The organism is Burkholderia sp. JPY481, from assembly GCF_038900515.1.
Classification (GTDB): domain Bacteria; phylum Pseudomonadota; class Gammaproteobacteria; order Burkholderiales; family Burkholderiaceae; genus Paraburkholderia; species Paraburkholderia youngii.
Genome location: NZ_JAYMRT010000013.1, coordinates 68,918 through 95,041 on the forward strand (window position 1 = coordinate 68,918; position 26,124 = coordinate 95,041).

The 26,124-nt window shown below is 66.2% G+C and carries 25 protein-coding genes; 17 read left to right on the top strand and 8 right to left on the bottom strand.

Going from position 1 to position 26,124, the window contains the following annotated elements; genetic code table 11:
- Positions 1–99: 99 nt before the first annotated feature.
- The 4 genes from accB to VSR82_RS26850 all read right to left on the bottom strand — a co-directional run bounded on the left by accB (position 100) and on the right by VSR82_RS26850 (position 2,540).
- Positions 100–567 carry an acetyl-CoA carboxylase biotin carboxyl carrier protein gene (gene accB / locus VSR82_RS26835; protein WP_176121879.1) on the bottom strand — a complete coding sequence of 156 codons (468 nt, stop codon included), beginning with the start codon at positions 565–567 and terminating at the stop codon, positions 100–102.
- 78 nt (positions 568–645) lie between these two features.
- Entirely contained in the window at positions 646–1,101 is a 456-nt protein-coding gene (gene aroQ / locus VSR82_RS26840; protein ID WP_498858236.1) for a type II 3-dehydroquinate dehydratase, read from the bottom strand.
- A gap of 208 nt (positions 1,102–1,309) precedes the next feature.
- On the bottom strand, positions 1,310–1,870 hold the full coding sequence (locus VSR82_RS26845; RefSeq protein ID WP_429457874.1) for a TlpA family protein disulfide reductase: 561 nt from the start codon (positions 1,868–1,870) through the stop codon (positions 1,310–1,312).
- 19 nt (positions 1,871–1,889) lie between these two features.
- Positions 1,890–2,540: a UDP-N-acetylmuramate--alanine ligase gene (locus tag VSR82_RS26850; protein WP_368587622.1), complete on the bottom strand. Its 651-nt coding sequence runs from the start codon at positions 2,538–2,540 to the stop codon at positions 1,890–1,892.
- Between the two features lie 187 nt (positions 2,541–2,727).
- On the opposite strand from VSR82_RS26850, the gene mpl reads away from it, so the two are divergent.
- From mpl to pyrF, 16 genes are all read left to right on the top strand, one after another.
- Complete coding sequence (gene mpl / locus VSR82_RS26855; RefSeq protein ID WP_410848633.1) at positions 2,728–4,122, top strand: UDP-N-acetylmuramate:L-alanyl-gamma-D-glutamyl-meso-diaminopimelate ligase; 1,395 nt, start codon at positions 2,728–2,730, stop codon at positions 4,120–4,122.
- Positions 4,119–4,733 (top strand): YqiA/YcfP family alpha/beta fold hydrolase, encoded by a 615-nt coding sequence (locus VSR82_RS26860; protein ID WP_498858237.1) that lies wholly within the window; start codon positions 4,119–4,121, stop codon positions 4,731–4,733. Before mpl ends, VSR82_RS26860 begins: the two co-directional genes overlap by 4 nt.
- Positions 4,734–4,948: 215 nt before the next feature.
- Positions 4,949–7,087: a ribonuclease catalytic domain-containing protein gene (locus VSR82_RS26865; protein ID WP_429457879.1), complete on the top strand. Its 2,139-nt coding sequence runs from the start codon at positions 4,949–4,951 to the stop codon at positions 7,085–7,087.
- Positions 7,084–7,947, top strand: a complete 864-nt coding sequence (gene aroE, locus VSR82_RS26870) for a shikimate dehydrogenase (protein WP_429457881.1) — start codon at positions 7,084–7,086, stop codon at positions 7,945–7,947. Before VSR82_RS26865 ends, aroE begins: the two co-directional genes overlap by 4 nt.
- Before the next feature lie 25 nt (positions 7,948–7,972).
- Complete coding sequence (mtgA, locus tag VSR82_RS26875) at positions 7,973–8,707, top strand: monofunctional biosynthetic peptidoglycan transglycosylase (RefSeq protein WP_368584067.1); 735 nt, start codon at positions 7,973–7,975, stop codon at positions 8,705–8,707.
- 364 nt (positions 8,708–9,071) lie between these two features.
- A complete protein-coding gene (locus VSR82_RS26880; RefSeq protein ID WP_368584066.1) occupies positions 9,072–10,088 on the top strand; it encodes an IclR family transcriptional regulator in 1,017 nt (338 codons plus the stop codon).
- On the top strand, positions 10,085–11,200 hold the full coding sequence (locus tag VSR82_RS26885) for a 2-dehydro-3-deoxygalactonokinase (protein WP_429457883.1): 1,116 nt from the start codon (positions 10,085–10,087) through the stop codon (positions 11,198–11,200). The genes VSR82_RS26880 and VSR82_RS26885 overlap by 4 nt, the downstream gene beginning before the upstream one ends.
- Before the next feature lie 44 nt (positions 11,201–11,244).
- Positions 11,245–11,925 (top strand): 2-dehydro-3-deoxy-6-phosphogalactonate aldolase, encoded by a 681-nt coding sequence (locus VSR82_RS26890; protein ID WP_368584064.1) that lies wholly within the window; start codon positions 11,245–11,247, stop codon positions 11,923–11,925.
- The gene (locus tag VSR82_RS26895) at positions 11,922–12,704 is read left to right on the top strand and encodes an SDR family oxidoreductase (RefSeq protein WP_176365584.1); all 783 of its coding nucleotides are present in this window, start codon (positions 11,922–11,924) and stop codon (positions 12,702–12,704) included. The genes VSR82_RS26890 and VSR82_RS26895 overlap by 4 nt, the downstream gene beginning before the upstream one ends.
- A 121-nt stretch (positions 12,705–12,825) precedes the next feature.
- Positions 12,826–13,824, top strand: a complete 999-nt coding sequence (locus tag VSR82_RS26900; protein ID WP_368584062.1) for an arabinose ABC transporter substrate-binding protein — start codon at positions 12,826–12,828, stop codon at positions 13,822–13,824.
- A gap of 105 nt (positions 13,825–13,929) precedes the next feature.
- On the top strand, positions 13,930–15,492 hold the full coding sequence (gene araG / locus VSR82_RS26905; protein ID WP_429457886.1) for an L-arabinose ABC transporter ATP-binding protein AraG: 1,563 nt from the start codon (positions 13,930–13,932) through the stop codon (positions 15,490–15,492).
- 54 nt (positions 15,493–15,546) lie between these two features.
- A complete protein-coding gene (araH, locus tag VSR82_RS26910) occupies positions 15,547–16,563 on the top strand; it encodes an L-arabinose ABC transporter permease AraH (RefSeq protein ID WP_368584060.1) in 1,017 nt (338 codons plus the stop codon).
- Between the two features lie 41 nt (positions 16,564–16,604).
- Positions 16,605–17,405 carry an SDR family NAD(P)-dependent oxidoreductase gene (locus VSR82_RS26915; protein ID WP_368584059.1) on the top strand — a complete coding sequence of 267 codons (801 nt, stop codon included), beginning with the start codon at positions 16,605–16,607 and terminating at the stop codon, positions 17,403–17,405.
- Positions 17,402–18,343 carry an SMP-30/gluconolactonase/LRE family protein gene (locus VSR82_RS26920; RefSeq protein WP_410848624.1) on the top strand — a complete coding sequence of 314 codons (942 nt, stop codon included), beginning with the start codon at positions 17,402–17,404 and terminating at the stop codon, positions 18,341–18,343. Before VSR82_RS26915 ends, VSR82_RS26920 begins: the two co-directional genes overlap by 4 nt.
- Before the next feature lie 220 nt (positions 18,344–18,563).
- On the top strand, positions 18,564–19,625 hold the full coding sequence (locus tag VSR82_RS26925; RefSeq protein WP_429457891.1) for an aldose 1-epimerase: 1,062 nt from the start codon (positions 18,564–18,566) through the stop codon (positions 19,623–19,625).
- Between the two features lie 110 nt (positions 19,626–19,735).
- Positions 19,736–20,551, top strand: a complete 816-nt coding sequence (gene pyrF, locus VSR82_RS26930) for an orotidine-5'-phosphate decarboxylase (RefSeq protein WP_368584056.1) — start codon at positions 19,736–19,738, stop codon at positions 20,549–20,551.
- 16 nt (positions 20,552–20,567) lie between these two features.
- Here the strand turns inward: pyrF and VSR82_RS26935 are convergent, their stop codons facing one another.
- The 4 genes from VSR82_RS26935 to thiL all read right to left on the bottom strand — a co-directional run bounded on the left by VSR82_RS26935 (position 20,568) and on the right by thiL (position 23,307).
- On the bottom strand, positions 20,568–21,098 hold the full coding sequence (locus VSR82_RS26935; RefSeq protein ID WP_429457893.1) for a cupin domain-containing protein: 531 nt from the start codon (positions 21,096–21,098) through the stop codon (positions 20,568–20,570).
- A gap of 32 nt (positions 21,099–21,130) precedes the next feature.
- Positions 21,131–21,631, bottom strand: coding sequence for a CinA family protein (locus tag VSR82_RS26940; RefSeq protein ID WP_013090547.1), 501 nt, complete (start codon positions 21,629–21,631; stop codon positions 21,131–21,133).
- Positions 21,632–21,740: 109 nt separating this feature from the next.
- Entirely contained in the window at positions 21,741–22,316 is a 576-nt protein-coding gene (locus VSR82_RS26945) for a phosphatidylglycerophosphatase A family protein (RefSeq protein ID WP_368584054.1), read from the bottom strand.
- The gene (gene thiL, locus VSR82_RS26950; RefSeq protein WP_429457895.1) at positions 22,306–23,307 is read right to left on the bottom strand and encodes a thiamine-phosphate kinase; all 1,002 of its coding nucleotides are present in this window, start codon (positions 23,305–23,307) and stop codon (positions 22,306–22,308) included. The genes VSR82_RS26945 and thiL overlap by 11 nt, the downstream gene beginning before the upstream one ends.
- A 176-nt stretch (positions 23,308–23,483) precedes the next feature.
- Between thiL and VSR82_RS26955 the strand changes: the two genes are divergently transcribed.
- The gene (locus tag VSR82_RS26955; protein ID WP_410848620.1) at positions 23,484–25,823 is read left to right on the top strand and encodes an NADP-dependent malic enzyme; all 2,340 of its coding nucleotides are present in this window, start codon (positions 23,484–23,486) and stop codon (positions 25,821–25,823) included.
- The last annotated feature ends 301 nt before the right edge of the window (positions 25,824–26,124 follow it).

A 26,124-nucleotide genomic window follows, 5' to 3' on the forward strand; every position in this document is an offset into this window, starting at 1 on the left:
TCAATGGGCGCCGGGTCGGTCACGACGCCGGCTGCCGCAGAGGATCGGTCGCGCGCCTCGGGACGAGCGGCGCGCGGGCGGCGAATGGTGCGTGCCGCGTTAGCCGACCACGAACAGCGGTTGGCCGTACTCGACCGCCTGGCCGTTTTCGACGAGGATTTCCTTGACCACGCCCGACTTGTCCGCTTCGATCTCGTTGAGCAGCTTCATCGCTTCGATGATGCAGATGGTCTGGCCTTCCTTGACCGTGTCGCCAACCTGCACGAACGGATCGGCACCCGGCGACGGCGCGCGGTAGAACGTGCCGACCATCGGCGAGGTGACGACGTGACCTTGCGGCGCGGCGGCGGCCGGCGTGGCCGGAGCGTTCGCGGCGGCCGGCGCTTCGACTGCTGCCGGCGCGGCTTGCGGGAATTGCGGTGCGGCGTACGAGGCGGACGGTTGGACGTAAACCGGCGGCGCATTCTTGACGATGCGGACCTTGCCTTCGCCCTCGGTCACTTCGAGTTCGGAAATACCGGACTCCGAGACGAGGTCGATCAGAGTTTTGAGTTTACGTAGATCCATCAGGGTGCCCCTTTCAATGCGTAGTGTGCCGGCGTGTGCAAAGGTGCAGTAGCCGGCTCAAATTGGACGTGTTTGGATTCAGCCGCGCGACGAGCCGGCGGCGAGCCGGTCGAGCGCGAATTCGAGCGCGTACAGATACCCCTTCCAGCCGAGGCCGCAAATCACGCCCTCTGCCTGGTCGGAGAAATACGAGTGATGCCTGAACGGTTCCCGGCGATGCACGTTCGACTGATGAACCTCGACGAACGGGATGCCGACCCCCGCTAGTGCGTCCCGAATGGCCACGCTCGTGTGCGTGTACGCGGCGGGATTGATCAGGATGAAATCGGTTTGCTCGGTGCGGGCCGCCTGAATGCGGTCGACCAGCGCGCCTTCGTGATTGCTCTGGAACGATGCGAGTTCGACGCCCGCATCGGCTGCACGGTCCGCCAGCGCCTGATCGATCTGCGGCAGGGTCACGCGACCGTAGACCTCGGGTTCCCGGGTGCCGAGAAGGTTGAGGTTGGGTCCGTGCAGTACCAGCAGGCGCGTCATGGTCGCTTCTTTTTCCGTGGAATTGCGCGCACTTTAGCGCTGATTAGAGAAACTTGTCTAGTTTCGCGCGCGTACGCGGGGGCGGCCGGGGCGGGCCGCCGCACAGCCGTGAGCCGAACTTCACTCAAAATCGGGGATTATCCGCGCATTTTCGCTCGTTCTGCACGCAAGCGGGCGCCAACAAGCGCAGGGTCAGAAATCGGGAAATTTATAGCGTGTCGAGCGTCTGACGCAGGGCCGCGGGGTCGATCTGGCCCAATTTTGTCGAGCGGATGTTGCCTTTTGCGTCGATCACGACGGTAAACGGCAAGCCGCCCGCATTGTTGCCGAACGCGCGCGCGAGGTCGGCGCCGCCGAAACCGGTCACGTAGATCGGGTACGCGACCTTGACCTTCTGCAGGAAGGTCTGGATGTTTTTTTCCGAGTCGACGCCGAGACCGACGAACTGGATGCCTTTCTTCGCGTATTCGCGCTGGATCTGCGACAGCTCAGGCATTTCCTCGACGCACGGGCCACACCACGACGCCCAGAAGTTGACGACGATAGGGTGGCCCTTGAGCATGCTCAGCGACTGCGGCTTGCCGTCGACATTCGTGACCGGCGCACTCCACAGCTGCTGGACGGGACTCGCGGGGGTATCAGGCTGTGACCCACCCTGCGCCGCGTACGCGACGTCGGCGCCGCGATTGAGCCAGTGATTGGCCAGCACACCGCCGCCCGCGGCGAGCAGCGCAACGGCCACGCCCGCCAGCATACGTCTTGTGTTCATCGTGCTCCGCTCTGTCTGATCAATTGGTGAAGGATGGCACCTGGTCGCCGTCGAGCAGCGCCTGTACCGCCTGCAGGTTCGCCCGCGCCGTGCGGCCGCGTGCGTCGGCGCGCACCGCGCCGCGCAGGTCGTCGGTTTCGTACAGCGCTACATGGATGCCGACCGGCTCGGCGTTGCGGTCGTCCGCGGGACGCCACAGAAAGCTCAGCGTCTCCACATAGCCACGTCCCGCGAAATGGCGCGTTTCCGACACGTCGTACTGGATGTTCGCATTGAGCATGTAGATCGCGACTTCCTTCGGGTTGTCGCAAAAGACCTGCAGATGCACGTCCGAATGCTCGCCGGCCGTGCCGCCGAGTACCGCGCCCGTCAGATACGGATTGAACGGCGTGAGCCGCTCCATCCAGTCGACCGCGATCACACGCAGCCGCCGCAAGAGCGCCGGCTGGCTGTCGCCCTGGAACAGCGATTGATATTCGCGGATTTCTTCTTCGATCTGGTCGTTGTCCGGCAGCCATTCGCCGGCAATACGGGTTTCGCCGACGACCTGCCGGGCCGCCTTGCGCTTCGCGCTGGCGTAGTCCAGACCGTCTTCGGCAATCATGCGCGCAGCCGCGATCGCGATTTCCTCGCGCACGCGTTGCGGATCGAAATGTGATTTGCGGACCATCCCTGCATCATACTAGATCGGGCCTGGCGACGCGGCTAGGCGGCCCGGACGGGGCGGCGCCGGGCGTGGCCCGCAGGGGCGGCGCGCGCCGTGTCGGTTACAATAGGCGTCCTTTGCAGACGGTCGTTCCGGCCGTCCTGCGGCCTCCCATCCCTCGCAAAAAACGCCCCCACGGCACGACAGGCTTATGCATATCCACATCCTCGGCATCTGCGGCACCTTCATGGGCGGACTCGCGGTGCTCGCGCGCAATGCGGGCCACACGGTGACCGGCTGCGACGCCGGCGTCTATCCGCCGATGAGCACGCAGCTCGAGGCGCAAGGCATCCGTCTGATCGAGGGCTACGACGCGGAACAGCTGAACGGCCTGAACGCGGATCTGTTCGTGATCGGCAACGTGGTCACGCGCGGCAATCCGCTGATGGAAGCGATTCTGGATCGCGGCCTGCCGTACGTGTCCGGTCCGCAGTGGCTCGGCGAGCACGTGCTGAACGGCAAATGGGTGCTGGCCGTGGCCGGCACGCACGGCAAGACCACCACGAGCTCGATGCTGACCTGGCTGCTCGAAGACGCGGGCCTGAATCCGGGCTTTCTGATCGGCGGCGTGCCGCTGAACTTCGGCGTGTCGGCGCGGCTCACCGATTCGAGCTTCTTCGTGATCGAAGCCGACGAATACGACACCGCATTCTTCGATAAACGCTCGAAGTTCGTCCATTACCGCCCGAAAACGGCGGTGCTGAACAATCTCGAATTCGATCACGCCGACATCTTCCCTGATCTCGCCGCGATCGAAACGCAGTTCCACCATTTGATCCGTACAGTGCCGCGCCTTGGCCGCGTCGTCACGAACGGCCGCGAGGACGCGCTCGAGCGCGTGCTGACGCGCGGCTGCTGGAGCGAGGTCGAGCGCTTCGGGGTGCAGGGTGGCTGGGAGATCCAGCCGGCGGAGCAGGGCGTGCCCGTCGACGAACGCTTTGCCGTCTATCACAGCGGCGAGCGCGTCGGCGTGGTCGACTGGCAGGTGCAGGGCGAACATAACCGCATGAACGCGCTCGCCGCGATCGCCGCCGCGCGCCACGTCGGCGTGCCGCCCGCGCAGGCCGCGAAATCGCTGTCGAGCTTCCGCAACGTGAAGCGCCGCATGGAAGTGCGCGGCAGCGTCGACGGCGTGACCGTATATGACGACTTCGCGCATCACCCCACCGCGATCGAGACGACGGTGGCCGGGCTGCGTGCGCGGGTCGGCCGCGACAACACGCGAATTCTCGCGGTGCTCGAACCGCGCTCGAACACGATGAAGCTCGGCGTGATGAAAGCGCAACTGCCGGCAAGCCTCGCGGACGCCGACCTCGTGTTCGGCTACGGTGCGCCGAGCGGGCGCGACGCGCTCGGCTGGAACCTCGGCGAAGCGCTCGCGCCGCTCGACGGCAAGGCGCAGGCCTTCGACAACCTCGACGCGCTCGTGAAGGCGGTAGTCCACGCCGCGCGTCCCGGCGACCAGATTCTGGTGATGAGCAATGGCGGCTTCGGCGGCGTACATCAGAAGCTGCTCGACGGTCTTTCGACGCGAGGCGCGTCGTGATTCTCTACCTGCACGGTTTCCGTTCGTCGCCGAATTCGTTCAAGGCGCGTCTGCTCGCGACGCGTCTGGCAGAACTCGGCCGCGCCGACGAGTGGTGTTGCCCGATGCTGCCGGTGTCGCCGTTCGAAACCGTGGCGCTTGCCGAATCGCTGGTCGCCGCCGCACGTGCGAACGGCGATGCACGGCAGGTGACGGTGATCGGCAGTTCGCTCGGCGGCTACTTCGCCACCCATCTGGCCGAGAAGCACGGCTGGTCGGCCGTGCTGCTGAATCCGGCGGTCGTGCCGCAGCGCGACCTGAGCGCGTATCTCGGCGAGCAGCCGTTGTGGCATGGCGGCGGCAGCATCGTCGTCGAGCCGCATCATCTGGATGAATTGCGCGCGCTCGGCGTGGCGTCGATCACGCGGCCCGAACGCTATTATTTGATGGCAGCCACCGGCGACGAAGTGCTCGACTATCGCGAAATGCTCGCGCACTATCCGGGCGCGCGCACCACGCTGATCGAAGGCAGCGACCACGCGATCAGCGAGTTCGCGCAGTATCTCGACGACGTGCTGGCCTTCTGCGACGGCGAACACGTCGAGCCGCCGGCGCCACGCGCGGCGGCCTGACGGCGCGCAAGGGCGGCGGCACCGATCCCCGCAAGGACATCGGCCGGAAAGACACACCGACCGCCACCGCTGGTCGCAAGATTCAACCCGCTGGCACGCGCAGTGCGCGCCGCGGATTCACTATCACGAACAGGTTGCCGTGCCGCTCATGCAGTGATCGATCGCCACAGGGCGTCGGGCGCGCCGGCAGATGCAAGTCAGAACGAGAGTATTGAGTGAACGTTTTCTTCGAGGAATCGGGCAGTTTCAAGGCCGGCAGCGTGCTGTCGCGTCAGGGTGACGCGTTTCAGGTCGAGTTGCCGGGCGGCCGGCGCGCGAAGGTGCGCGCGAAAGACGTGCTGATCGAGTTCGAAAAGCCCACCGCGGCCGAACTGATGCAGCAGGCCGACACGTTGGCGCAGGAGATCGATCTGGACTTCCTGTGGGAATGCGCGCCGGACGATGAATTCCCGTTCGCGACGCTGGGCGCCGAGTACTTCGGCGCGAGCTTCGGCGCGATCGAGCGAGCGGCGCTGGTGCTGCGCATGCACGGCTCGCCGGTGTACTTCCGCCGCAAGGGCCGCGGCATGTACCAGCGCGCGCCGCAAGAGCAGCTGAAGATGGCGCTCGCGGGCCTCGAGCGCAAGCGCCAGCAGGCGCTCGTGCAGGCGCAGTACGAGGAAGAACTGAAGGCAGGCCGTCTGCCGGAAACGTTCGCGGGCGGCAAGGGCCTCGCGCTCCTGACTAAGCCCGACAAGAACACGATCGAGTACAAGGCGCTCGAGGGCGCCGCGGCCGCGCGCGGCATCTCGCAGGCGCGGCTGATGCTCGAATGCGGCGCGATAGCGTCGCCGCGCGCGCTGCACGAAGCGAAATTCCTGTCCGAGTACTTTCCGCACGGCACCGGCTTCCCGACCGTTGCGGCCGCGAACGTGCCCGACGATCTGCCGCAGGCCGACGTCGAAGCGTTCTCGATCGACGACATCACCACGACCGAAATCGACGACGCATTCTCGGTCGAGCATCTGGCCGACGGCCGCGTGCGGATCGGCGTGCACATCGCCGCGCCGGCGCTCGGCATTCAGCGCGGCGACGACGTCGATGCGATCGCGCGTGCTCGTTTGTCGACGGTCTACATGCCCGGCGACAAGATCACGATGCTGCCCGACAGCGTCGTCGACACCTTCACGCTCGCCGAGGGCGGATATCGGCCGGCGCTGTCGCTGTATGTGATCGTCAATCGCGAGACGCAGGAGATCGTCGCGAGCGAAACGCGCGCCGAGCGCGTGTTCGTGAAGAACAACCTGCGTCACAACACGCTCGACGAAGTCGTCACCGAGCAGGCGCTCGCCGAGGGCACCGGCGAGTATCCGCACAAGGACGATATCGCCGTGCTGTGGCCGTTCGCGCAAGCACTGTTCGAAAAGCGCCAGACCGCGCGCGCCGGCTACGGCCTGCGCCGTGAAGTGCAGCGCAATACCGACTTCAATTTCTACGTCGACGGCGAGCACATCACGATCACGCCGCGCCGGCGCGGCTCGCCGCTCGACACGATCGTCGCCGAGCTGGCGATTCTCGCGAACTCGTCGTGGGGCGCGTTCCTGCATGATCACGGCGTGCCGGGCATCTATCGCACGCAGCGCGCGTTCGGCGCGCCAAGCGGCCCGAAGCGCACGCGCATGCAGACCAACGCGGCGCCGCACGAAGGGCTCGGGGTCTCGCAATACGCGTGGAGCACGTCGCCGCTGCGCCGCTACGTCGACCTCGTGAACCAGTGGCAGCTGATCGCGTGCGTGCAGCATGGCGTGACCGCGAAGCTCGCCGCGCCGTTCAAGCCGAAGGACGCCGATCTGTTCGCGGTCGTGCAGGGCTTCGACGACACCTACACCGCGTACGCCGACTACCAGCGCCGCATGGAGTACTTCTGGTGTCTGCGCTGGCTCACGCAGGAAAACCGCAAGCAGGTGGTCGCGTCGGTCGTGAAGGGCGATCTCGTGCGTCTCGAGGAAATTCCGCTCCTGCTGCACGTGCCGGGTCTCGGCGTGCATGCGCGCGGCACGCGTTTGCAGCTGGAAGTGATGTCGATCGATGAACTGACGATCGAAGCGTCGGTGCGTCTGTTGCACGTGCTCGATGCGCCGACTGTAACGAGCGGCGCCGAAGCCGAAGAAGGCGAGGACGAGGGCGACGAAGAGTTGCTCGACGCAGCGGACGACAGCGCCGAAAGCGAAGCGGAGGCGCAAGCCGAAGCCGACGGCGGCAATCCGAACGACAACCCCGGCGCCGACGAATCCGCGGCAAGCGGCAACGGCAACGGCAACGCCGCATCGAACACCGCCGACAACGACCAACACATCACGGAGCCGGGACGATGAGCGGCAACCCAACGCGCGACCGCTACGCGGTCATCGGCAATCCGGTCGGACATAGCAAGTCGCCGTTCATCCACGGCCGCTTCGCCGCGCAAACCGGCGAGCCGGTCGAGTACGGCGCTCTGCTCGCGCCGGTCGACGCGTTCGTGCCGCACGTGCGCGCGTTCATCGAAGCGGGCGGGCGCGGCCTGAACGTGACGGTGCCGTTCAAGCTCGACGCGCATGCGTTCGCGAACACGCTGTCGCCTCGCGCCGCGGCGGCCGGCGCGGTAAACACGCTGAGGGTCGACGCCGACGGCATCTACGGCGACAACACGGATGGCTTCGGCCTCGTGCGCGACATCGAGGTGAATCTCGGTGTGTCGCTGAAAGGCGCGCGCATCCTGCTGCTCGGCGCGGGCGGGGCCGCGCGCGGTGTGGTGCTGCCGATGCTCGACCGCGCGCCGCATACGCTGACTATCGTCAACCGCACGGCACAGAAGGCCGAGGCGCTGGTCGACCAGTTCGCTCAGGCTGCCGGCGACGCGCACTGCCGTCTGAGCGGCGGCAGCGCCCGGGCGATCGAAGCGGGGCAGTACGACGTGATCGTCAACGCGACCGCAGGCAGCCTCGATGCGTCGCTGCCCGAGTGCGACGACCGCGCGTTCGGCAACGGCACGCTCGCTTACGACATGATGTACAGCGCGCATCCGACCGTCTTCATGCAGCACGCGGCGAAGCTCGGCGCGCGCGGCGCCGATGGCCTCGGCATGCTGGTCGAGCAGGCCGCCGAATCGTTCTATGTGTGGCGCGGTGTGCGCCCCGACGGCGCGCCGGTGCTCGCCGAGTTGCGCGCGCTGCTGACGGCGCCGTCGCCCGCATAACGTCAGCGCGCGGATAGCACGCACCATGACAGCGACGCGGCGCGCCAACGGTTCGCGCGGCCAGGCCGGCCCGCTGCGCTGGCTCGCCTGGCTGATCGCGGTCGTGGTCATCGCCTGGCTCGCGACGCAGGCGTACTACTTCGCGCAGATCGCGATCTGGAACGTCGTCAATCCGCGCTCGACCGCGTTCATGCGATCGGACGCGTGGCGTCTGTCGCAGGACCGGCCGGATCTGTCGGTGCAGCGCACGTGGGTGCCGTACGAGCAGATTTCGCGCAACCTGAAGCGCGCGATCATCGCGTCCGAAGACGCGAACTTCGTCAACAACAAAGGCTACGAAACCGACGCGATGCTGCAGGCATGGGAGCGCAACAAGGCGCAAGGCCGGATCGTGCGCGGCGGCTCGACGATCTCGCAGCAGCTTGCGCGCAACCTGTTCCTGTCGCGCGAGAAAAGCTATATCCGCAAGGGCCAGGAGCTGATCATCACGTGGATGCTCGAAACGCTGATGGACAAGCAGCGCATCTTCGAGATCTATCTGAACTCGGTCGAATGGGGCAACGGCGTGTACGGCGCCGAGGCGGCCGCGCAGTACTACTTCAAGACCTCGGCGAGCAAGCTCACGGCCGCGCAGTCGGCGCGGCTCGCGGTGATGCTGCCGCGCCCCAAGTATTTCGATGAACACAGGAATTCGGCGTATCTCACGCAACGCGCGCGAGTCATCGCGCGGCGGATGGGCGCGGCCGAATTGCCGGATTGAAAAGGGCTGTCGATCCCCTGGTTTTCAGTTCCGAAGCCCGCCTCGCGCGGGCTTTTTTGCGTCTTTTCGCGGAGGCGCTGCGTTCCGCTAAACAGCTGATTGCCAACTAAAATCTCACTATCTGGACTCAACATTCACATATTGGTGATTCTCAAAAGTCGCCCTACAATCCAAGCCAACATGCATCGCAAGTAGGCGCTCCAGCGCGCTGAAACAGCGAACCGCGACACAAAAAAACCGGAGACGAGGCCAACATGTCTGGCAGCCAACCACAGCAGCCGCGCGAGCGCGGCGCCGCACGCGTTCCCGCCCTGTTCTCCGGCCCCGCGCGCTAAGCGCAGAAACCATCCGAAAGCGAATCGCCATGAACAAAGCGATGCCTACTCACGGGGCTAGCCCGACCGAGGCGGCGCCGGGGTCGAACGGCGCGCCGGACCGCGCCGCGAATCCCGCGCCGCGCGAGGCTTCAGCCGTCACCGCCAATGTCGCCGCCAGTGCGTCCGCAACCGCAAGGGCGTCGCGCCCGGTGCAGCGCGCGGCGACCGTCGACGGACTCGGGCTGCCGGTCACGCTGCTGGAAATCACGCCGCAGCAGGCCGGCACACAGACACTGTTGCGCGGCCTCGCGATTCTCGAGGCGGCGGCGGCCGGCGTGCGCGATCTGCGCAGCTTCGGCGCCGCGCTCGGCACCACCCGCAGCACCACGCATCGACTGGTCAGCAGCCTCGTGCAGGCGCGCTATCTGCGCCAGGTGCAGGGCGGCTATCTGCTCGGGCCGAAGCTGATCGAGCTCGGCACCATCGCGCTCGAACAGATGCCGCTGACGGCCGTCGCGCGTCCGCACCTGCAGTCGCTGGCCGAGCAGACGCTCGACACGATCCACCTCGGCGTGCGCGACGGCGACGACGTGCTGTACATCGACAAGATCCCCGGCACGCGCGGCCTCGAAATGCGCTCGCGGGTCGGCCATCGGATGCCGCTCGCGTCGACCGGCATCGGCAAGGCGATGATGCTCGACCTCGCGCCGGACGCATGGCAGTCGCTGTTCGAGGCGTCGCGCCGCGCGCTCGCGGGCGTCAGCTTCAAGCCCGACAACCGCCCCGACGCGCCGACCTTCCTGCAGCGCATGACGAACTACGCGGCCGGCGGCTACACGTTCGATCTCGAAGAGAACGAAGCGTCGATCCGTTGCGTCGCGGCGCCGGTGCGCGATGCGTCGGGCGCGATCGTCGCGGCGTTGTCGGTGGCGAGCACGATTCCGTATATGCCGCTCGAACGGATGGACGAACTGATTCCGGTCGTGCAGCGCGAGGCGCGCGCGATTTCGGAAGAACTCGGTTGGCGCGCACCGCAACCGGCCACGCGCAGGATCAAGCGATGAAACAAGCGGGCACCGCCACGCTGGCGAACCACCAGGCGCCCGCCGGGCCCACATCGGGCGTGCAGCCGGACGCGACCGATGGCACGGATACCGCCGCCGTCGATTTCACGCATGCCGCGCTGATCGCGCTCGACTGGGGCACGACGTCGCTGCGCGCGTATCTGTTCGACGTGCACGGTCGCGTGCTGGCGACGCGCGCATCGTCGGCCGGCATTATGAATCTGCCGCGCAGCGCGGCCGAGGGCGGCTTCGACGCGGCGTTCGACGACGCCTGCGGCGCGTGGCTCGAGCATGGGCGCGGCGTGCCGGTGATCGCGGCGGGGATGGTGGGCAGCGCGCAGGGCTGGCTCGAAGCGCCGTATGTCGAGACGCCCGCGAACGCCGATGCGCTGGTGGCCGGCATCGTCCGGGTGCAGACCGCGCGCGGCGCGACGCTGCATATCGTGCCGGGCGTGCTGCAACGCGGCGAATTGCCGAACGTGATGCGCGGCGAGGAGACGCAGATTTTCGGCGCGCTCAGCGCGGATGCGAACGGCGCGCAAGGCACGAGCGCCGTCGACAGCAACGCTCGCTCACTGATCGGCCTGCCCGGCACGCACGCGAAATGGGCGGTCGTGCAGGCGGAGCGCATCGAGCGTTTTCACACCTTCATGACTGGCGAGGTATTCGCCGCGCTGCGCGAGCACACGATTCTCGGCCGTACGATGGTCACGCCCGATCGGCCGGATACCGAAGCATTTTTGCGCGGTGTGAACATCGCGCGCGAGAAAGGTCAGGCGGGCGTGCTCGCGACCGTGTTCAGCACGCGCACGCTCGGCTTGACCGGCGCGCTGTCGAGCGACGCTCAGCCCGACTATCTGTCGGGCCTGCTGATCGGACACGAACTCGCCGGCCTCGAAGCGGTGCTCGCTCAGCAAGGCAGCTCGCTCGCGCAGCAGAGTCTGCGGCTGATCGGCAACGACGCGCTATGCGAGCGCTACCGCCTCGCGCTCGCGCAATTCGGCTGTCTGCGCGCGGAACCGGTCAGACACGCGACCGAACGCGGCCTGTGGCGCGTTGCGGTAGCAGCGGGGCTCGTGCAGCCGTCCGCGCAGGCGGCGCGAGCGGGCTGACCGGCGGCAGAGCCTTTACGACGCTCACGAAACAAGGAACCGACATGCAACCACATATCAATCTGCCCGGACCCTACATGCCGCACGCGGGTCTGATCGCCGCGTTCGAAGTCTGTCCGCTGATCGCGATCATGCGTGGCGTCACGCCCGCCGACGCGGCCGATCACGGTCAAGCGCTGTACGAAGCGGGTTTTCGCATCGTCGAAGTACCGCTCAATTCGCCGCAGCCGTTCGACAGCATCTCCGCGATCCGCAAGGTGCTGCCGGCCGACGCGATCGTCGGCGCGGGCACGGTGCTGCATCCGCTGTACGTCGACGACGTGAAGTCGGCGGGCGGCGAACTCATCGTGATGCCGCACAGCGATCCGGATGTCGTGATCGCCGCGAAGGCGCGCGGCCTCGCCTGCGCGCCCGGCGTCGCGACGCCGACCGAAGCGTTCATCGCGCTGAAGAACGGCGCGGACGTGCTGAAGATGTTCCCCGCCGAGCAACTCGGCTGCCAGGTCGTCAAGGCATGGCGCGCGGTGATCGCCGCGCAGGTGCCGCTCGTGCCGGTCGGGGGCATCAACCCGGACAACATGGGGCCGTTCCTGAGCGCCGGCGCCAACGGTTTCGGCCTCGGCTCGGCGCTCTACAAGCCGGGCCAGAGCGCGGCGGTGACCGCGTCGCATGCGAAGGCGTTCATCAACGGTCTGCGGATCGCTCGCGCAGGAGCGAAGAAATGAACCGGCTCGCCGGCAAAGCCGCTCTAGTGACCGGCGCCGGGCGCGGCATCGGCGCGGCGATCGCGCTCGCATTCGCGCGCGAGGGCGCGGCGGTCGTGCTGGCGGAACTCGATCTCGACACGGCGCAGCGCACGGCGGCGCGGATCGAGGCGGAAGTCGGCGCAGGCGCGCGCGTGCTCGCGGTGCAGACCGACGTGACCCAACCCGCGTCGCTGCGGCATGCGGTGAGCGAAGGCGAGCGCGCGTTCGGTGCGCTCGACATCCTCGTCAACAACGCGGGCATCAACGTGTTTTGCGATCCGCTGACGATGACGGACGCCGACTGGCGGCGCTGCTTCGCGGTCGATCTCGACGGCGTGTGGAATGGCTGTCGCGCGGTGCTGCCGGGGATGGTCGAACGCGGCGCGGGCAGCATCGTGAATATCGCGTCGACCCACGCGTTCAAGATCATTCCGGGCTGCTTCCCGTATCCGGTCGCGAAGCATGGCGTGATCGGCCTCACGCGCGCGCTCGGCATCGAGTACGCGCCGTGCAACGTGCGCGTGAACGCGATCGCACCGGGCTACATCGAGACGCAGCTGACGCACGACTGGTGGAACGAGCAGCCCGATCCGGCCGCCGCGCAGCAGGCGACGCTCGATCTGCAGCCGATGAAGCGCATCGGGCGCCCGGAGGAAGTGGCGATGACCGCGGTGTTCCTCGCATCGGACGAGGCGCCGTTCATCAACGCGAGCTGCATCACCGTCGATGGCGGCCGCTCGGCGCTGTATCACGACTGAATTCGCATCGCGAAGAGACGCACAGAACACCGGACGACGCGCTGGCCGCGTGTGTCAGGACCGGTATTAGAAGACGCGGCCGATTACCTTCTCGTTATCAATTAGTCAGGAGACACGCATCATGAAACGCAGAATTTTCCTCACGCTGGCAGCGGCGGCGACGGGTGTGCTCTTCAACGCGCCGGTCGTACAGGCTGCCGATACGGTCAAGATCGGCTTCCTCGTGAAGCAGCCGGAAGAGCCGTGGTTCCAGGACGAATGGAAGTTCGCCGAGATCGCCGCCAAGGAGAAGGGCTTCACGCTCGTGAAGATCGGCGCGCCGTCGGGCGAGAAGGTGATGAGCGCAATCGATAACCTCGCCGCGCAGAAGGCGCAGGGCTTCGTGATCTGCACGCCCGACGTCAAGCTCGGGCCGGGCATCGTCGCGAAGGCGAAAGCCGACGGCTTGAAGATGATGACGGTCGACGACCGCCTCGTCGACGGCGCGGGCAAGCCGATCGAAGCGGTGCCGCACATGGGCATCTCGGCGTATAACATCGGCAAGCAGGTCGGCGACGGCATCGCGGCTGAAATCAAGAAGCGCGGCTGGGACATGAAGGACGTCGGCGCGATCGACGTGACCTATGAACAGCTGCCGACCGCGCATGACCGCACCACCGGCGCGACCGACGCGCTGGTCGCCGCGGGCTTCCCGAAAGCGAACGTGATCACCGCGCCGCAAGCGAAGACCGACACGGAAAACGCTTTCAATGCCGCCAACATCGCGCTGACCAAGAACCCGCAGTTCAAGCACTGGGTCGCTTACGCGCTGAACGACGAAGGCGTGCTCGGCGCGGTGCGCGCGGCGGAAGGCCGTGGCTTCAAGGCCGACAACATGATCGGTATCGGCATCGGCGGTTCGGAATCCGCGCTGAACGAGTTCAAGAAGCCGCAGCCGACGGGCTTCTTCGGCACCGTGATCATCAGCCCGAAGCGCCACGGCGAGGAAACCTCGGAACTGATGTACTCGTGGATCACCCAGGGCAAGGAGCCGCCGCTGCTCACGCTGACGACCGGCATGCTGGCGACGCGCGACAACGTCGGCGAAGTGCGCGAGAAGATGGGCCTCGCGTCGAAGTAATCGCGGGTCTTGCGGTGACATGAAGTACACCGCCGGCGCGCCGCTTTCTCCGCCTGTTGCGGAGGGCGGCGCGCGTACGGTCTACATGAGGGATGAGGAGGCGAAGTGTCAGCGACGCTACGTTTTGACAATATCGGCAAGGTTTTTCCAGGCGTGCGTGCGCTCGACGGTGTGTCCTTCGACGTCAACGTCGGCCAGGTGCACGGCCTGATGGGCGAAAACGGCGCGGGAAAATCGACGCTGCTGAAAATTCTCGGCGGCGAGTATCAGCCCGATTCGGGCCGCATGATGATCGACGGCAAGGAGGTGCGCTTTCCGAGCGCGGCCGCGTCGATCGGTGCCGGCATCGCGGTGATTCACCAGGAACTGCAGTACGTGCCCGACCTCACGGTCGCGGAAAATCTGCTGCTCGGCCAGCTGCCCAATGCGCTCGGCTGGGTCGACAAGCGCGAGGCGAAGCGCTTCGTGCGCGAGCGGCTCGAAGCGATGGGCGTCGCGCTCGATCCGAACGCGAAACTGCGCAAGCTGTCGATCGCGCAGCGGCAGATGGTCGAAATCTGCAAGGCGCTGATGCGCAATGCGCGCGTGATCGCGCTCGACGAGCCGACCAGTTCGCTGTCGCATCGCGAGACCGAGGTGCTGTTCAAGCTGGTGCGCGATCTGCGCGCCGACAACCGCGCGATGATCTACATCTCGCATCGGATGGACGAGATCTACGAGCTGTGCGACGCGTGCACGATCTTCCGCGACGGCCGCAAGGTCGCGTCGCATCCGACGCTCGAAGGCGTATCGCGCGACACGATCGTGAGCGAGATGGTCGGGCGCGAAATTTCGGACATCTATAGCTATACGGCGCGGCCGCTCGGCGAAGTGCGCTTCGCGGCGAAGGCGATCGAAGGTCATCCGCTCGCGCAGCCGGCCAGCTTCGAGGTGCGGCGCGGCGAAATCGTCGGCTTCTTCGGACTCGTCGGCGCGGGCCGCAGCGAGCTGATGCATCTGGTGTACGGCGCCGAGCATCGCAAGGGCGGCGAACTCGTGCTCGACGGCAAGCCGATCAAGGTGCGCAGCGCGGGCGAGGCGATCAAACACGGCATCGTGCTGTGCCCCGAGGATCGCAAGGAAGAAGGCATCGTCGCGATGGCGAGCGTCGCGGAGAACATCAACATCAGCTGCCGCCGTCACTATCTGCGCGCGGGCGTGTTTCTCGATCGCAAGAAAGAGGCGCAGACGGCGGACCGTTTCATCAAGCTGCTGAAGATCAAGACGCCGCATCGCCGGCAGAAGATCCGCTTCCTGTCGGGCGGCAACCAGCAGAAGGCGATTCTGTCGCGCTGGCTCGCCGAGCCAGATCTGAAGGTCGTGATTCTCGACGAACCGACGCGCGGCATCGACGTCGGCGCGAAGCACGAGATCTATAACGTGATCTATCAGCTCGCGGAGCGCGGCTGCGCGATCGTGATGATTTCGTCGGAATTGCCCGAAGTGCTCGGCGTGTCCGACCGGATCGTCGTGATGCGCCAGGGCCGCATTTCCGGCGAGCTCGCGCGCAAGGATGCGACCGAGCAGTCGGTGCTGAGCCTCGCGCTGCCGCAAAGCTCGACCGCGCTACCTGGTGACTCGAACACGAACGCCAACGCAGCCAACCAGAGCGGCTCGCGCGCGGCCTGAACCTTATCCGGACGAGAGTCCGCAACCCGTGGGGAACGGGGAGGAGTATTGAACATGCAAGCCAGAGAAAACCTCGCGCAGCAGGCCGCCAAGAGCGCGGCCGACGCGCTGATTCCGCAGACCAGCGACAAGGCCAAGTGGTGGCAGCAGATCACCGAGTACAGCCTGATCGTGATTTTCATCGTGATGTTCGTCACGATGTCGCTGACCGTCGATCATTTCTTCTCGATCGAGAACATGCTCGGCCTCGCTCTGTCGATCTCGCAGATCGGCATGGTCGCGTGCACGATGATGTTCTGCCTCGCGTCGCGCGACTTCGACCTGTCGGTCGGCTCGACCGTCGCATTCGCCGGCGTGCTGTGCGCGATGGTGCTCAACGCGACCAACAGCACGGTCATCGCGATCATCGCGGCGGTCGCGGCGGGCGCGGTGATCGGTTTCGTCAACGGCGCGGTGATCGCTTATCTGCGCATCAACGCGCTGATTACCACGCTCGCGACGATGGAAATCGTCCGCGGCCTCGGTTTCATCGTGTCGCATGGTCAGGCGGTCGGCGTGTCGTCGGATACCTTCATCGCATTGGGCGGCCTGACGTTCTTCGGCGTGTCGCTGCCGATCTGGGTCACGCTGATCTGCTTCATCGTGTTCGGCGTGATGCTGAACCAGACCGTGTACGGCCGCAATACGCTCGCGATCGGCGGTAATCCGGAAGCGTCGCGGCTCGCCGGTATCAACGTCGAGCGCACGCGCGTCTACATCTTCCTGATCCAGGGCGCCGTCACCGCGCTCGCCGGCGTGATTCTCGCGTCGCGTATCACGTCGGGTCAGCCGAATGCCGCCGAAGGCTTCGAGCTGAACGTGATCTCCGCGTGCGTGCTCGGCGGCGTGTCGCTGCTGGGCGGCCGCGCGACGATCTCGGGCGTCGTGATCGGCGTGCTGATCATGGGCACGGTCGAGAACGTGATGAACCTGTTGAACATCGACGCGTTCTACCAGTACCTGGTGCGCGGCGCGATCCTGCTCGCGGCCGTGTTGCTCGACCAGTTGAAGAACCGCGGCTCGCGCGACTGAGTCGCTTTCACCCCATCCCAAGCTCATAAAGGAATCGAACGATGTCGTCTCCGGCCAATGCAAACGTCAGTCTCGCTGACACCGCGTACGCGCGCTATCCGAGCCTCGTCGACCGTACGGTGCTGATCACGGGCGGCGCGACCGGCATCGGCGCATCGTTCGTCGAGCACTTCGCGGCGCAGGGCGCGCGCGTCGCGTTCTTCGATATCGACGCGAGCGCCGGCGAAGCCCTCGCCGACCAGCTCGGCGATTCGAAGCACAAGCCGCTGTTTCTCCCCTGCGACCTGACCGATGTCGACGCGCTGCAAAAAGCGATCGCCGATGTGAAGGCGGCGCTGGGTCCGATCCAGGTGCTGATCAACAACGCGGCGAACGACAAGCGCCATCAGATTGCCGACGTCACGCGCGAGTCGTTCGACGCGGGCATCGCCGTCAATATCCGCCACCAGTTCTTCGCGGCGCAGGCCGTGATGGAGGACATGAAGGCCGCGCGCAGCGGCTCGATCATCAACCTCGGCTCGATCAGCTGGATGCTGAAGAACGGCGGCTATCCGGTGTACGTGATGTCGAAGTCGGCGGTGCAGGGGCTCACGCGCGGGCTCGCGCGCGACCTCGGCCACTTCAATATCCGCGTCAACACGCTGGTGCCGGGCTGGGTGATGACCGAGAAGCAGCTGCGCCTGTGGCTCGACGACAACGGCCGCCGGCAGATCAAGGAAGGCCAGTGCATCGACGCCGAGCTGATGCCGGCCGACCTCGCGCGCATGGCGCTGTTCCTCGCCGCCGACGACAGCCGCATGATCACCGCGCAGGACATCGTCGTGGACGGAGGCTGGGCGTGAGCGGCAACCCGCGCGTGCAGCGGGCCACGCTGCTGCTCGACGCGCAGTGCGAACTCGGCGAAGGCGCGACCTGGTGCGCCCGCAGCGGCCGTTTCTACTGGACCGATATCGAGGGCGCGCGGCTGTGGCGCTACGATCCGGCCGACGGCAGCAGCGATTCGTTCGACATGCCCGAGCGGCTCGCCACCTTCGCGCTGTGCGAAAACCCGCGCTACGTGCTGCTCGGGCTCGCATCGCATCTCGCGTTTTTCGATCTGCAGACCGGCACTACGCAGCGGATCGTCGACGTCGAACCCGGCATGAACACGCGCGTGAACGATGGCCGCTGCGATCGGCAAGGGCGCTTCGTGTTCGGCACTAAGGACGAAAGCGGGCAACGGCAGAGGGTCGCCGGCTTTTATCGGTTGAATCACGATCTATCGCTCGAACGCTTACCGTTGCCAGCGCCGGCAATTTCGAACAGCATCGCATTCAGTCCCGACGGCGCGACGATGTACTACTGCGATTCGCCGACGCGTGAAATCCGCGCGTGCGACTATCGCGCGGACGGCAGCATCGCGAACGATCGCGTGTTCACGCGTCTAACCGATGCGAACGGCATCCCCGACGGCTCGACCGTCGACAGCGACGGCGGCCTGTGGAACGCGCAGTGGGGCGGCGCGCGCGTGGTGCGCTACGGTCCCGATGGTGTGGAAACCGAGCGCATCGACGTGCCGACCACGCAGCCGAGCTGCGTCGCGATCGGCGGTGCCGCGCTCGGCGAGGCCGCGGGCAGCACCCAGGGCGAGAAGGCGCTCGACACGCTGTACATCACGAGCGCCTACGCCGAACTCGATGCGACGGCGCGCGCGGCCGATACGCTCGCGGGCGACCTGTTCGTCGCGACGCTCGCACGGCGCGGTGTTGCGGAACCGCTGTTCCAGGGCGCGCCGATCTAGCGCAGAATGACGCAGCCCCGGCCGCGCGCCGGGGCCGCGATCCTGAAGGTGAAGCAGAAGTCGATGTAGCAGTTTCGGTCTGCTAGCGATACGCCCGCGACCGGCCGGCAACGAATCGGCAGCATGCAGTTCGGACTCGAGGCGAATTGCTCATAAAAAATCGCCCGCAACTCCCGTCAATCCTGACGGCAACGTCCCACGCCTCTCGATGGAGCCAGATATGACTGTTGCGAATCTCGTTTCAGCCTCATCCCCAACCTCTCAAACGCGACGCTCGCGACTTGCCGCGGCGGCCAATCCGGTGCTGGCGGGCCCGAGCACATCGGCGGTCGCGCTCGGCGAAGGCAGTGCCGGCGATGTCGCGTGCATCACGCTCGCCAACTCGCAATTGCGTCTCGATGTCGCGCCGACGCTCGGCGGCGGCGTGACCCGCTTCGACTGGCGCGACGACGGCGCGCTGACGCCGATCTTCCGGCGCTGCAGTGAAGTCGGTGTCGATACGGAACCGAACCAGCTTGCCTGCTATCCGCTGTTGCCGTACTCGAACCGCATCGGCGGCGGTCATTTCAGCGTGGGCGGGCGGCGCGTCGAGGTGCCGCGCAACCGCGCCGATGAACCGCTGCCGATTCACGGCGACGGCTGGCTCGCGCAATGGCAGGTGCTCGACACGGGCCGCGAGCACGTGCGCCTCGCGCTCGACCGCAGCGACGGCAAGCCGTACGCGTTCCGCGCGACGCAAACCTATACGCTTGACGGCCCGACGCTCATCGTCGCGCTCGAAATCGAAAACACCGGCCGCGAGACGCTGCCGTTCGGGCTCGGCGTGCATCCGTTCTTCGTGCGCGATGAGGACACCGAGCTGTCGGCGGCGGCCGGCGGCCTGTGGCTGTCGGGCGACGACTGGCTGCCGGTGCGTCACGTGCCGGCGCCGCCCGCGTGGCAGTTCGGCGTCGCGTATCCGCTGCCGGAGACGATCGTCAATCACGCGTTCACCGGCTGGAGCGGCCAGGCGGCGGTGGTGTGGCCGAAGCGCCGGCTGTCGCTGAACATCGCCGCCGATACCGACTACTACGTGCTGTACACACCGCCCGGGGAAGACTTCTTCTGCTTCGAGCCGGTCGATCATCCGATCAATGCGATGAACCTGGCCGGCGGCGCGAGCGAAAACGGCATGACGCTGCTCAAGCGCGGCGAGCGGTTGACGCGCACGTTCCGCTTCACGGTCGAGCGGACTGGCCTGCGCTCGATGCCGGGTGCACGTGGCGCGCGGCGCAGGCAGTAGCCACAGTCAATGAGGTGCGGGCCGCGCGCTGACCGCCATCGACGGATGGCGATCGTCGGACGGGTAAAATACGCGCCTCCTCCGATTACCGGCTCGCCGCGAGACTCACCATGTCCAATTTCATCCAGACACTCAACGACGCCTGGCAGCGCACGAACTCGCTGCTGTGCGTTGGGCTTGATCCCGAGCCCAGCAAATTTCCGGGCGCGCTCGCGGGCCGCGCCGACGCGATCTTCGAGTTCTGCCGCACGATCGTCGATGCAACCGCGTCGTATGCGTCGTCGTTCAAGCCGCAGATCGCTTACTTCGCCGCGCATCGCGCGGAAGACCAGCTCGAGCAGCTGATCGCTCACATTCACGCGAACCATCCGGGCCTGCCGGTGATTCTCGACGCCAAGCGCGGCGATATCGGCAGCACCGCCGAGCAGTACGCGCGCGAGGCGTTCGAGCGCTACCAGGCCGACGCGGTGACGGTCAATCCGTACATGGGTTTCGATTCGATCGAGCCGTATCTCGAGCACGCGGGCAAGGGCGTGATCGTGCTGTGCCGCACGTCGAACGCGGGCGGCTCGGACTTGCAGTTTCTCGAGACGGGCGGCCGGCCGCTGTACCAGGTCGTCGCGCAACTGGCCGCGCAGAAGTGGAATGCGAGCGGCCAACTGGGGCTCGTGGTCGGCGCGACGTTTCCGAAGGAAATCGAAGTGGTGCGCGGGATCGTCGGCGACATGCCGCTGCTGATTCCGGGCATTGGTGCGCAAGGCGGCGACGTGCAGGCCACCGTGAGCGCCGGACGTACCGCGAACGGCACCGGCATGCTGATCAACTCTTCGCGCGCGATCATCTACGCGGGCAAGGGCGACGACTTCGCGCAAGCGGCCGCGCAGGCAGCGAAGGACACCCGCGACCGGATCAACGCGTTTCGTTGAATCGAGGAGCGGCGCGTCAGCGCGCCGGTCCCAGTCGCCCGATCAACTCCGCATGGCGCGGATGCCGCGCCTTCAGCGCATCGACCTCCGCGAGTTCGAACTCGCTGAATTCGAAACCCGGCGCGACCGTGCAGCCGACCAGCGCGAACGACGCCGGATCGGCGCACTCGGCCGCGAACCACATACCGGCGGGCACGACGGCCTGATACACCATATCGGGATGCGTGAGCGGATTGCCGAGCCGGTGCGTGACGAGCGCACCGTCGGCCTCGCCTTCATCGAGCACATGGACCAGCAGCGGCTCGCCGGCGTAGAAATGCCAGACTTCGTCGGATCGGATCCGATGCCACGCCGAATGCGCGCCGTCGCACAGCATGTAATAGATCGCGGTCGATGCCGCACGGGTGTTCTCAGTCTCGCTTGCGTCGCCGGCGCGCAGCACGCGCGCGGCGGAGCGATAGGTCTCCGCGAAAAAGCCGCCTTCGGGATGGGGCTTCAGGTCGAAGCGGCGGATCAGTTCATCTGCGATCGCGCGCGAATCCGGCATTGTCCGCCTCCTCAGTGACAGTTAGACGCCGCTCAATGCTCGCGTTCGTCGAGTAGCGCCAGCAGGCCGCGCAGCGCGTGCGCCGCGGCCTGCACGCGGATCTGCTCGCGATCGCCCTTGAAAATCTTCGTTTCCACCGACGTATGCAGCCGATTGGTCCAGCCGAACGACACCATGCCGACCGGCTTGGTTTCGGTGCCGCCACCGGGCCCAGCGACGCCCGTGATCGACAGCGACACCTGCGCGCGGCTGTTGCGCAGCGCGCCTTCAGCCATCGCCCGGGCGACCGGTTCGCTGACCGCGCCGTGCTTTTCGATCAGGTCGGCCGGCACGCCGATCATTTCGCTCTTCGCCTGGTTCGAATACGTGACGAAGCCGCGTTCGAACCAGCCGCTGCTGCCGGAGATGTCGGTGATCGCGGTCGCGACCATGCCGCCCGTGCAGGACTCGGCGGTCACGAGCATCAGGCGCTCGTCGCGCAGACGGTTGCTCACGCGGATCGCAAGCTGGTGAACGACGGAATCGGTAGGCATGGCGTCAGTCAATCCGGAAAACGAAGCCGGCCGTGAGGCGCGGCGAACGGCAGGGGCCGGGTGGCGACCAGAAGAGCCGAACGGTGCTCAGGTAGCATTCGGGCAGCGCTCAAACCGACATCCGCCACAGTGCAATCACGAGCAACGTAAAGAACGCGGCGATCAGGTCGTCGAACATGATGCCAAAGCCGCCTTTCAGCCGACGGTCGAAGTAGCCGATCGGCGGCGGCTTCACCATGTCGAAGAAGCGGAAGATCACGAATGCCCAAACCTGAGCGGCGAGCGTGGCAGGCGTGACCATCAGCAGCACGAGCCAGAACGCGACGATTTCATCCCACACTACCGCCGACGGATCCTCGACGCCAAGCCGCTTCGCGGTAAAGCCGCACAGCGCGATGCCGGCGAGAAAGCCGACGCCGATCAGCACGCCCCATTCGATAACGGTCAGATAGCGGCTCAGTACCGCGAAGGACGCCCATCCGAACAGCGTGCCGATCGTCCCCGGCGCGACGGGCGACAGCCCGCTGCCGAAGCCGAGCGACAGGATGTGGACTGGATGCGACAGCATGAAGCGCGCGGTCGCGCGGCGTGGCTGAGCGGGCTTCGGCGCGCGCGGTTCTGGTGCTTGCGGCGGCTCGCTGCCGAGGAAGTCGTCGGCGGGGCCGAGCGGGGGGTCATTCTGCATGAAAGTGATCGAAACCTTGCAGCGTCAGAGTGAGCGGCGCGCCGGCGGCGTTGCGCCACGCGATGGCCGGGCGGTCGGTGGCCGCCTCCAGTGCGCTTATTGTACCGATGCGAGTGACCGGCACAGCGGCCTTGTGCGCGGCGGCCTCGACCGCGGCGCGCGCGGCAGCGGGCGCGGTGAAGCACAGCTCGTAGTCGTCGCCACCGGCTAGCGTGCAGCGCTGCTGGACGTCGGGTGGCAGTCGGCGCAACGCGGCCGAGCGCGGCACCGCGTCGACGTCGACGCTTGCACTCACCGACGAGCGCTCCAGGATATGCAGCAGATCGCCGGCGAGTCCGTCCGACAGGTCGAGCGCCGCGTGTGCGATGCCGCGCAGCGCGAGGCCGAGCGCAATGCGCGGCTCGGGGCGTTCGAGTGCCTGGCGGAACGTCGCGGCGTCGTTCGGATCGGCGGACCATTCGCCCCGCTGCACGCCGAGGCCGGCGCGCGCGTCGCCGAGCGTGCCGGAAATCCAGATGTCGTCACCGGGTTGCGCGGCATCGCGGCGCAATGCTGTTTGCGGCGGCACGCTGCCGAACACGGTAATGCACAGATTGAGCGGCCCGCCGGTCGTATCGCCGCCGATCAGCTCGCAGCCGTAGCGCTCGGCCAGCGCGAACAGGCCTTCGCTGAATCCGGATAGCCACGCTTCGTCGGCCTGCGGCAGCGCGAAGGCGAGCGTGAATGCCTGCGGCTGCGCGCCCATCGCCGCGAGGTCCGACAGGTTGACCGCGAGCGCCTTGTGACCGAGCGCTTCGGGATCGATATCGGCGAAGAAGTGACGGCCTTCCACCAGCATGTCCGTCGAGATCGCCAGCATTTCGCCGGCAGGCGGTGCCAGCAACGCGCAGTCGTCGCCGATGCCGAGCGTGCCGCCTTCGGTAGTGGAGGGCCGCGCTTGGGCGGCGCGGCGGGCGAAGAAGCGGTCGATCAGCGAAAACTCGGAAAGCATGATGGCGGGCGATGAGCGGAGAACGAGTGGAGAAATAGCGCAGGTCAGGAGATTCGAGCGTAATGCCCGGTCGCAAGCAACGGGCGAGCGGTGCAACGGGCAACGCGCTTTCACGCTGTTTCAGTCGCGGCAGTTGTACCCGTATTGAAGGAATTGCGTGGGCAATTGGGGCTACAATGCCGTCGAACGTCTATTCTAATCTGCCCTCCGAAGCCCGCCTTATGTCGAATCCCGTCAATACCAAACTCCGCGAAGCAGCCCTCGATTACCACGAGTTTCCGACTCCCGGCAAGATCGCGATCGCCCCGACCAAGCAGATGATCAACCAGCGCGACCTCGCGTTGGCATATTCGCCTGGCGTCGCATTTGCGTGCGAGGAAATCGTCGAGAGCCCGCTGAACGCCGCGCGCTTCACCGCGCGCAGCAACCTCGTCGGCGTCGTCACGAACGGTACCGCGGTGCTGGGTCTCGGCAACATCGGCCCGCTCGCGTCGAAGCCGGTCATGGAAGGCAAGGCCGTCCTGTTCAAGAAGTTCGCCGGCATCGACGTGTTCGATATCGAGATCAACGAGACCGATCCGCACAAGCTGGTCGACGTGATCGCCGCGCTCGAGCCGACCTTCGGCGGCATCAACCTCGAAGACATCAAGGCGCCGGACTGCTTCATCGTCGAACGCGAATGCCGCAAGCGCATGAAGATTCCGGTCTTCCATGACGACCAGCACGGCACCGCGATCGTCGTCGCGGCGGCGGTCACCAACGGCCTGAAGGTCGTCGGCAAGGACATCAAGGAAGTGAAGCTGGTCTCGTCCGGCGCTGGCGCGGCGGCGCTCGCCTGTCTGGACCTGCTGGTCGACCTCGGCCTGCCGCTCGAAAACATCACCGTGACCGACCTCGCGGGCGTCGTCTACAAGGGCCGTACCGAACTGATGGACCCGGACAAGGAGCGTTTCGCGCGTGAAACCAGCGCGCGCTCGCTCGCCGAGGTGATCGACGGCGCGGACGTGTTCCTCGGCCTGTCGGCTGGCGGCGTGCTCAAGCAGGACATGGTCAAGAAGATGGCCGCCAAGCCGCTGATCCTCGCGCTCGCGAACCCGACGCCGGAAATCCTGCCGGAACTCGCGCTCGAAGTGCGTCCGGACGCGGTGCTGTGCACGGGCCGCACCGACTACCCGAACCAGGTCAACAACGTGCTGGTGTTCCCGTTCCTGTTCCGCGGGGCACTGGACGCGGGCGCGACGACGGTCACGCGCGAAATGGAAATCGCCGCCGTCAACGCGATCGCCGAACTGGCGCGCCAGGAACAGAGCGACATCGTCGCGACCGCGTATGGCATCCAGGATCTGTCGTTCGGACCGGAATACCTGATTCCGAAGCCCTTCGATCCGCGTCTGATAGTGAAGGTCGCCCCTGCAGTGGCGAAGGCCGCGATGGACTGTGGCGTCGCCGAGCGTCCGATCGAGGATATGGACGCGTACGCGCAGCATCTGCAGCAATTCGTCTACCACAGCGGCACGACGATGAAGCCGATCTTCCAGCTCGCGCGCAGCGTCGAGCCGGAGAAGAAGCGCATCGTGTTCGCGGAAGGCGAAGAGGAACGTGTACTTCGCGCGATTCAGATCGTCGTCGACGAAAAGCTCGCCAAGCCGATTCTGATCGGCCGGCCGGCCGTGATCGAACAGCGGATCGCTCGTTATGGCCTGCGTCTCGTCGCCGGGCAGGATTACACGGTCGTCAACACCGATCACGACGAACGTTACCGTGAGTTCTGGCAGGAATACGCGAAGATGATGTCGCGCAAGGGCATCACCACGCAGATGGCCAAGCTCGAGATGCGCCGCCGCACCACGCTGATCGGTTCGATGATGGTCAGGAAAGGCGAGGCGGACGGCATGATCTGCGGCACGGTCAGCACGACGCACCGCCATATCCACTTCATCGACCAGGTGATCGGCAAGAAGCCGGGCGCGAAGGTGTATGCGGCGATGAATGGGCTGGTGTTGCCGAACCGGCAGATTTTTCTCGTCGATACGCACGTGAATGTCGATCCGACGCCGGAGGAACTGGCCGAGATCACGATCATGGCGGCCGAGGAAGTGCGTCGCTTTGGTATCGAGCCGAAGGTCGCGCTGGTGTCGCATTCGAACTTCGGTTCGAGCAACGCGCCGAGCGCGCAGAAGATGCGCGATACGCTCGAGATCCTGCGTGAACGCGCGCCGGAGATGCAGATTGACGGCGAAATGCACGGCGATGTCGCGCTCGACTCCAACCTGCGCCGCGAAGTGCTGCCCGATTCGACGCTCGAAGGCGACGCGAACCTGCTGGTGCTGCCGAACATCGATGCGGCCAACATTGCGTACAACCTGCTGAAGACGGCGGCCGGCAACAACATCGCGATTGGCCCGATCCTGCTCGGCGCGGCCAAGCCGGTGCACGTGCTGACGCCGTCGGCGACGGTGCGCCGGATCGTCAACATGGCGGCGCTGCTGGTTGCGGACGTCAGCGCAACCCGCTAAGCGCACATCGTGACCGGGCCGCGACAGGCCCGGCGCCGGTTCTCCAACCGGCGCGCCCTGAAAAAAACGGCGTGCCCGCAATGGGCACGCCTTCAGGGCAAGCTGGGGATCGCCACCCCGAAAAATGGCAATGACACAGCCTTTCGGCTGAGTGGTTCCAGGCTCTAACAACCGCAATCGAGCGCCTCGGCCACCGGCAGCCTGCACCGCTTGCGCTGCGTTCGATCACGATTGAGCTCAGTTTAGCCTGATCGCGCTAAACATTCTGTCAAAAGTCGTCAAAGCCCCGACGGCCGGCTAT